This window comes from Paraburkholderia sp. C35 (assembly GCF_003121405.1).
In the GTDB taxonomy this organism is placed as follows: Bacteria; Pseudomonadota; Gammaproteobacteria; order Burkholderiales; family Burkholderiaceae; genus Paraburkholderia.
In genome coordinates, this window is sequence record NZ_QBUY01000192.1 from 1 (window position 1) to 7,879 (window position 7,879).

Sequence of the window (7,879 nt, forward strand, 5' to 3'; positions counted from 1 at the left end):
AAGGTTTGTGACGCGATGGCGAATGGTATCGACAGGTTTGTGTCGAGTATGGCCATCTTGTACAGGTAGGTAGGGTGTAGCGTGGTCTCGTCACTCGGGCTGTACAGGTCGGGATTCGGGTCGCCTGTTGCGCCGAGGCCGTGAATGCCTTGACGGTAGGCGAGCGTGCCGTCGAACTGTGCGCCGCCGAAGTAGTGACGGTCGGTTGTGCCTAACTCGATGAAGGTGTTGTTGCGGTTCTGGATCGGAATCGTCGTGCCTTCGATGAAGCTCTCGCCGAAGCGCTTCGATAGCTGCATGTATGCTCCGAATACATCGGCCTGGCTGCGGGAGAGCACGCGCGCGATCCTGAAGGCGGCGGTCTGCGAGTTGCCGCTCGACACGAAGGTATCGTTCACGGCGGCAATGTTCGTGTAATAGGTGTTCGTGTTGCCCGATAGCGTTGCCGTCCAGTAGCCCCATGGCACCGAATACGAGCCATTGAAACCGTGCGAGCCGAGTGCCTTGTTGTTGAACGACAGGTCCTGGTTTGCGCCGACCGTAAATACGTCGTTCAGGCCGAGCGGGTTGTCGATGCCGAGGCTCACGTTGCCTTGCCACTTGCCCGTTGATTTCGTACCCGAGTTGTCGGTTGATACCACGAACGTCCAGGGTTTTGAGCGCTTGATGTTCAGAATGACATCGCTTTCGCCCGGTGCGTCGGTCGGTTCGATCTTCATGTCCACGTCCTGACTCGCGACGCGCTTCATCTGCTCCAGACCCTGCTCAAGGTCACGCACGTTTAGAAGGTCGCCATCGCGTGAGGGAAACGCAGATTTCCATGTGCCGCGCGTGTCGGGATCGGCAAAGCGCAAATGACGCACAACACCCGGCACAAGCGCGACTTTCAGCGTGCCCGTCGACAGATCCTGTTCGGGCAAGAGCACGCGCGTCGTCACATAGCCGCGCGAGAGAATCGTCTGTTGCAGTCCCTTTATGAGTATGTCGAGTCCGGCCTTGCCGATACATTGGCCCCTGTAATGGTCGAGCCATTCGCGTCCGAACCAGAAGGGGTCAAGCGGAAGATTGGACGTGCCGTGTTTGCGCGCGACATCGGGGAGCGTGGTGGGCACATCGAGCGTGAATGTGTCGATGCGAAAGCACGGTGATTCGTGAGGTAGTTCGGGATACACCCCGGCGTTTGGCGCGGTCGAGCGCACGGCGGGCGCGTTGACGGTTTGCTCGCGCTGTTGTGCATCGCGTTGCTGCTGTAACTGCTGGTTCTGTTCTGCATTCGCGCGCGCGGCTGCTGCCTTGTCTGCGAGTGACGGTATGCTTTGCGCGGACGCGAGTGTGACCACGGCTGAAAGCGGCAACGCCGCTAGCCTCTTGCTGATGTTCATGCGTAGGTTCTGCTGAAGGGCTTGCGCACAAGCCTGTGTAAGCAAAGCTGGCCTCGGATTGGGCCGGGGCCAGCAAATCTTTAGCTGATTAGGTCGCTTGCCAAGAGTCGTCGCAATAGTTCGTTCGAGTCTGAGTCGATCACTTTGTCAGCGCAATTGACGTGGATAAATTTTCCGTTTATCGAAACCGACGATTCGGAGGGCAACGCCAGAAAGGGAATCACTTCCGGGCGCTTGCTCGCAATCTCAAACAACGATACAAGCCGACCATCGTCAGATTCGTTTTCTGCTGTGGTGAATAACCATCCTGAATCGGTTCCCGACGGCGGATCGCGAAACATCTGCGTATTCGTTGACATCATGAAGTCAGGTGAGATGACCGCAGACTGTGCCAGCGACGGAAACAGAGGCTCTACGTCAAACAGTTCAGCAACACTCTCTTGGACGACGAGTTGTCGATAGGTCTTGCTTGCACCGCACTCCCAAACAATCGGAATCTCTCCGAAACGCGGTTCCAAAACTTCTAAGTCACCGTCGTTAGTGGCCCGCAGATTGAGCATCAACCAGCCCATTTGAACTGTTTCGCCAGCGTGGAATACCGTCCCCTGTCGAACCGCGTCCTCGAAGTAGGCAAGTACCGCCTGCGCTCCGAAGTCTGGCCCAGATGGCATCGAAACAATAATATCGGGATGTTGGAACACCCCACGAAAATTCGCTTTCACGGTTGTCATAGTGTCATTTTCCAAGCATGGTGTTGATTCTGCCCGTGATGTCTTTCCTCAATGCCGCCGCCTGTTCAGCGCTGGTCGCAATGTAGCCAGGGTCTAGCGGCTGCCTCTGGTAAGTTGTCCACTCTCCTGGCGATAGAAGAGCCCGACAAGTTTGAGTAAGAGACAGTGGCGTTAGATCTTTGTTATTGTCGGTGTTTGATTGGGTCGCGTTGTTTGACACATACTGTCTTACTCGGTCAGCCTTTCTACGACGTCGGGCTTGCCGAGTGCAACCAGACCAACTTCGGGATCGTCAAAGTAGCCAACGCGTTGAAAAATGATGCCATCGTTTTTGACGTTGGATTGGATCAATTCGAAATCCTCGTTCAATTGCCCTAACCATCCACTCGACTCCGGAAAATTCGGCGCAATGTTAGGTAAAGCGAGTAGGTAAGTACACGATCCCGGCTGCATTGTCTCAGGCACGAGTGACAAGGCATTCGCGTCAAGGCGAACGGCACCAAAAAATTTCAATTTTCGACGCTGCTCGACCATAAACTCTCGTCGATCTGGAAGTGCTTCGAAATCTAAACCGTGAGCCTTTAGGGAGCTAAATAGCCGCCTGTAGCGTATGAGCCGCGTGTCATCCTGCCAGCGCGTGTCTCCTAACAAAAGCCAAAGTTGATATCCGCTCATACGTTCGCATATCGAACGATATACAAAACGCAAGACTTCGAAGAGTGCCGCATCATGCGGCACTCTTTTTGCGATCCAATCGGCCGCTGACAACGCGATAGTTTTTTCGTATTTTGAACGATCCAGTCTAATTAGATTATTCTTTGTGAATGCATCTTCGGCCACGCCTACACTGATCTCAGTAGTCATAGTGGTTCCCTGCCGGGTCGTTAAAACGAGCGCCTCGATTCTGCGGGTCATCCTTTCCAAAGAAGTGCCCGCCTGCATCGTCGCGAATGATTACTTCCTTTGTTCTACCGCCTTATGAGGGAACCTCGTACACGTACTGATAACCAGGCTGCACGTTACCTTGTCGATCAACATTGGGCCTAACTTCGACCGGTTGCTGACTCACAGGAACTCCGGCATTGCGCTTTGCCTCATTGAAGGCGCCGCTACGGCCAGCGCCATCAGGAGACATGTTCGGCGGCGGCTCGCCTCCATTATCGGGCGAACTCGCTCGAGTTCCGTTATCACCCTTTGCGACCGTCGCATTACCCGCCCCATACCCAGATGTGCCTTATCAGTCGGACACTTCGCGATGCTCGGAGAATTGTCCGATCGTGACGAAGACCTCCTCAGACGTTACCTCCAGAATGACCCTAGCTACAGCCGCTTCTTTTGGAAATTTGTGACCGATTCGCTCATTCCACAGCCGAACGATGAACTCTGCGAGTTCCTTTGCCTTGTCAAAGGAAATCCCTTGAAAGATGTCGGTTAGCTCTACCATATTCACCCATGCCTGCGCTTGTTCTGCGCTCATGCCATCGCTTCGATACTCTTGGAATCTCGCTTCATCAAACCATTCCGTGATAACAATCACGTTATCGAATTTGGCCAGATCAGGAGCAAACAAGCTTCCCATGCAAAGTGCAAAGTCCTGTGGCAGAGTGACTTTTGCAGACACCGCATGAATGAAGTCTAAAACTGAGAATTTCCCATTGTTTGCCTTAACAAAATCCTCGTACTTCCAGTTTTCAATAGTCATTTCTCTTTACCCGTCGGGATTTCTTCCGGTCTTGCCGGGCGAACTACGCCTTTCCCTACAAAGGCAGTTCCATCCGGCGCCACATTGACGCTGTTCTCCTTGACATTAGGACGCGGGATTCCTCCGTGGTCTTGTCCAGATCCGCGATATTGCATCGATGTCCCATCGCCGTTATAGGTGGTGTACTGCCCATCGGGTCCAGGGCGCTCCACAATTGTATGCGGCAATCCATCTGCTTCCGGCAGAGGAGCGGGCGCCTTGTTTCTTGACTTGCCGCTCGTTCCAGTATTTCCGGCAGTACTGTTGGTCGTCGCGTCATTATCTGTCGACAGAATCGCATTACCCGCCCCGTACCCCGGCATTCCCGGCGTCGGCACGGCAATCGGTACGCATACAGGCGGCGCACACACTGGAACGACTACGACCGAGCCACCCGCAGCCGGTGGATTGCGATTGTTGCCGCTCACGTCGATAAGCGGGTTGGCGTCCGCTTCCGGCTTCTGGTTCGGCGACGCGGGAATGATGCTATTCAGCGCATAGTTCAGCGAGTCCAACGGATGCGCCGCCGTATTAGCCAACGCGTCTTTCAGCCTGCCAAGCAGGTCAGCCGCCTTGCTTTCCGCCGCTGCTTCGCCCGTGTCATGCCCCTGGTTATACAGGTTGACGTTCGACGCCATCGCCGCGCCCGCTGTGCCGCCGATGAGTGCACCACCAAGCCCCGACAGGACGTTCGCCGCGATGTTGCCCGCCAGTGACGAACCCGTTGCGTCCGTGACATCGCGCCCGAACGCCTTCGTTTGATCGGCCAGCTTCGAAGCCAGCCCTGCGCCCGCAGCACCCGCCACCGCACCGAAAGCACTGCCACCGCCAAGCCCGCCAATCAGCGCGCCGCCCCCCGCCTGGAGTGCTGCGCGGGCGTCGCCGCCTTCCTTCCAATTGTTGTAATCGGCCATCGCTGCCGCAGCCGCTTGCGTATCGCCATTATCCAGCGCCTTCTTGGCCGTATCGAGCGCGGCATCGCGTTTCGAATCGGCATACGCGCCAATGCCTTGCGCCACCACCTGACCCGCCGCCTGCGCCGCCTGCATCGTATCGGCCTGCTGGTTCAGGATATGGTTCACGTCCGGTATGTTCGACACCGTGCCGTTCGTGTTCACCGTGTCGCGACTCAGGCTCGCCACGTCCTGCGTCTGATGCGCGCCATCCGTCACGTTGATCGTGCCCGCGCTCACAGCGCTGCGCGTCGTGGCGCTCTGATCACCGTGTTCGTTCTGCGCCATCATCGGCACGATGCCGCCCGAGCCAGGCACCGAACCCGGTCCGACCGCCTTGCCGCCTGAGCCTGACGAAGCCGCCGCGCCCATCGTGAAACCCGCACTCGTCGCGCTATAGTGCGAGTGGTTCTCGATGTCGCTGAACGTCAATGTGCCGGTGGTGAGCGTGTTCTTCGACGCGTCCGCGTCGCTCGCGATCACCGCGCCCTTGAGATCGGTGTTGCCCTTGACGTTGATGTTGTAACCACCATCACCCGCCTGGATACCTGCCTCTTCGTTCACGCCCGCATAGTCACCCGCAGCATGCCCGTGCTGTGCGCTGAAACTGGCGCTCGCACCGCCATACTGCGTGATGGAGAAGCCACCACTCGAACTGCTCTGATGCGCGGCACTATGCGTCGTATCCTGCACGCTGGCGATGTTCAGGTTGCCGCCAATATCCGCCGACACCTGTTTGCCATTCACATTCGCGCCGATGATATTCGTATCGCCGCCCGACACGATGGTCACGCTGTTTGCGCCATTGACGTGCGTGTTGTGCTGCATCGACGCATCGCTGTTCGCATCGCCGTGCGCGTTCGACATGGCAGCGGAGACTCCGAAGCCGCCGCCGAGCGTGTACTGCACACCAACGCTTGCGCTGCTGGACTTGTTGGTGCTGCGCGTCGAATCCGTATCGGTCGTGTTGACGAGATTGACCTGGTTCTTCGCTGCGAGCACCACGTCGTTCGCGCTCACGTTCGAACCGGCAATGGTGAGATTACCGCTTCCGGGCTGGCCATTACCCTTTGCCACAAACGTCGCCGTTCCGCCAGCCTGGACGCTGGAGCCGGTGTTTAGTGTCTGGTCTTCGTTGAACGTGCTCTTGCTCTGGCTCGTGCCAAAAGACAGCTTCACGCCTATATCGGGCTTGCCGCCGTTGGCGGCCGACATCGCCCCTGCGCCAGCCATTGCCGCGTCGCCCGCTGCCGCAATGCCGTGCAATGCCGCCGCGCGGTCGTTGTTGCCCGCGTCGCGGGTGGCGGCCTGCGTCTCCGATATGGCGTGGTTGATTGCGTCGCCCACGCTGCCCGCCAGCCCGAGCGTAAAGCCGCTCGTGTGGGTTTCGTGTGTCTCGTCGTGGGGCGTCGTGCCCGTAGCCGCGGCGATGGGGACGTTCGCGCCGGTGCCCGTGACGTTCTTCGCCGCAATCAGGTCGCTGCCGGGCACGTGCAGGTCCGCGCCCGCCGACAGGTTCACATTGCCGTTCGTGCTGCCAACCAGACTGCCGTTAGTGGTCACCGAACTGTCGTGCGTCGTGTCTTTCTGGTCGACCGTGCCGTAGCTGATGGCAATGCCGCCGGAACTGCCAAGGCCCGATTTCGTCGACTGATGGAACTGATTCGAATCGCTCGTGTTCTGCGACGTGCTGATCGTCTGGTTGTTCGCTGCCGACAGGTTCACGTCGTTCGTCGCCGCGACCGTCGAGCCGCTAATCGTCATGTCGTGACCGGACGCGCCTGTCACGGTGTCACCCGATATGGTCGAGCCGTTCGCAATCACCTGATGCGAACTGGTTGAGTCGGTCGTGGTTTCTTTCGACAGGAAACCGGAGTGTTCGTTATGCGACCAGCTTTGCGAGTCGTGTGTCTCGCTGACGCTGCCTATCGTCACGTCGCCCGTCGAGACGAGTTTGACGCCGCCGCCGTTCGTGTCCGTTGCAACCGTCGAGCCGAGCACGGTGGACGAGCGCACCCGTCAGGTTCACGTCACGCCCTGCAATGACAGTGGCGTTGCCGGTCGCGGAGATCTTGCCGACCGCATCGACGGCCGTACCCGTCACCACGCCCGTGAGTTGGCCCGCCGTGTACGTCTTCGATATTTCGCTGGTCTGCGTCTCGTTGATGACATCGCGACCAGCCTGCACGATGACATCGGCCCCGCCAATGCGTCCGCTCGAATTGCGCACGTCCTGCACGGCAGCAACGACTGTCGTACCCGCACTGCCGATGATGCCGCTATTCGTGATGTTGTTGCCGATCACCGTGGTTGCAACGTTGCTGACGATATGTCCGCTGTTGTTCACATCGCCGCTGGCGTCGAGATTGACGTTGTTGCCCGCGACGAGTGCGCCGCTGTGCGTCAGGTCGACCGTGCTGGATTGCGCGAGATAGACCTGTGGCACGAGTACGCTCTGATGCGAGCCGTCAGGCAGTGTCACGTCCTGCGAGACCAGCCACACCATGTCCGTCGTCAGTTGCGCCATCTGTGCCGCCGACAGCGCAATGCCCGGTTCCAGCCCGAACGTTTTCGCATAGGCGGCGCCGTTGTTCATCAGCGCCGTGTACTCGTCCAGGTTGTCGGTGAAGCCCGCGAGGAAGGTGCGGCCCGTCAGTTGTGTGATCTGGTTGCGGATCAGCGTCGTTTCATACATGCCGTCGCCGAGACGTTTCGCGATCGTCGACGGGTCATAGCCCAACTGTTTGAGCAGGTAGTCGCTCGATATGAAGTTCGAGTACTTCGTGAAGCGCGGATCGGTGGCAATCAGGTACGTGGCACCGGGCGCGGTGTTGTATGTGTACAGGCCGTTCACCGGCAGTTTCAGGTTCGGGATGCCGCCTGACGCGCCGCCGACCGTCTGCGGCCGGGTCGACCCGCCGCTGATGGTGCCTGTCTGCGTACCGTCCGCGCTGCCGCCCGTGACACCGGAACCGGCATGTTGCCGTCCGCGTGGAGGTTGTTGCCTGCGCTGTTCGTGTAGTCGCCGTTGACGGCGAGCGACAGGTCGCGGCCCGCGACCATGTTGCCGTT

General features: G+C 58.5%; 6 protein-coding genes. All 6 read right to left on the bottom strand.

Going from position 1 to position 7,879, the window contains the following annotated elements:
- Nucleotides 1–1,382 (bottom strand): ShlB/FhaC/HecB family hemolysin secretion/activation protein (locus DK391_RS43370; protein WP_109484164.1); only part of this gene is annotated, 1,382 nt, incomplete at its 3' end.
- 80 nt (nucleotides 1,383–1,462) lie between these two features.
- The gene (locus tag DK391_RS43375) at nucleotides 1,463–2,113 is read right to left on the bottom strand and encodes a hypothetical protein (protein WP_109484165.1); all 651 of its coding nucleotides are present in this window, start codon (nucleotides 2,111–2,113) and stop codon (nucleotides 1,463–1,465) included.
- Nucleotides 2,114–2,341: 228 nt separating this feature from the next.
- Entirely contained in the window at nucleotides 2,342–2,977 is a 636-nt protein-coding gene (locus DK391_RS43380; protein ID WP_109484166.1) for a hypothetical protein, read from the bottom strand.
- 373 nt (nucleotides 2,978–3,350) lie between these two features.
- A complete protein-coding gene (locus DK391_RS43390; RefSeq protein ID WP_109484167.1) occupies nucleotides 3,351–3,815 on the bottom strand; it encodes a hypothetical protein in 465 nt (154 codons plus the stop codon).
- Nucleotides 3,812–6,808 (bottom strand): hemagglutinin repeat-containing protein, encoded by a 2,997-nt coding sequence (locus DK391_RS45555; RefSeq protein WP_343225480.1) that lies wholly within the window; start codon nucleotides 6,806–6,808, stop codon nucleotides 3,812–3,814. The genes DK391_RS43390 and DK391_RS45555 overlap by 4 nt, the downstream gene beginning before the upstream one ends.
- Nucleotides 6,690–7,879: S-layer family protein (locus DK391_RS45560; RefSeq protein ID WP_239483119.1), on the bottom strand; the 1,190-nt coding region annotated here is incomplete at its 5' end. The genes DK391_RS45560 and DK391_RS45555, both read right to left, overlap by 119 nt.

Coding starts and splice junctions, on each gene's coding strand:
- DK391_RS43375 (WP_109484165.1), bottom strand. CDS start 2,113: ATGACAACCGTGAAAGCGAATTTTCGTGGGGTGTTCCAACATCCCGAT.
- DK391_RS43380 (WP_109484166.1), bottom strand. CDS start 2,977: ATGACTACTGAGATCAGTGTAGGCGTGGCCGAAGATGCATTCACAAAG.
- DK391_RS43390 (WP_109484167.1), bottom strand. CDS start 3,815: ATGACTATTGAAAACTGGAAGTACGAGGATTTTGTTAAGGCAAACAAT.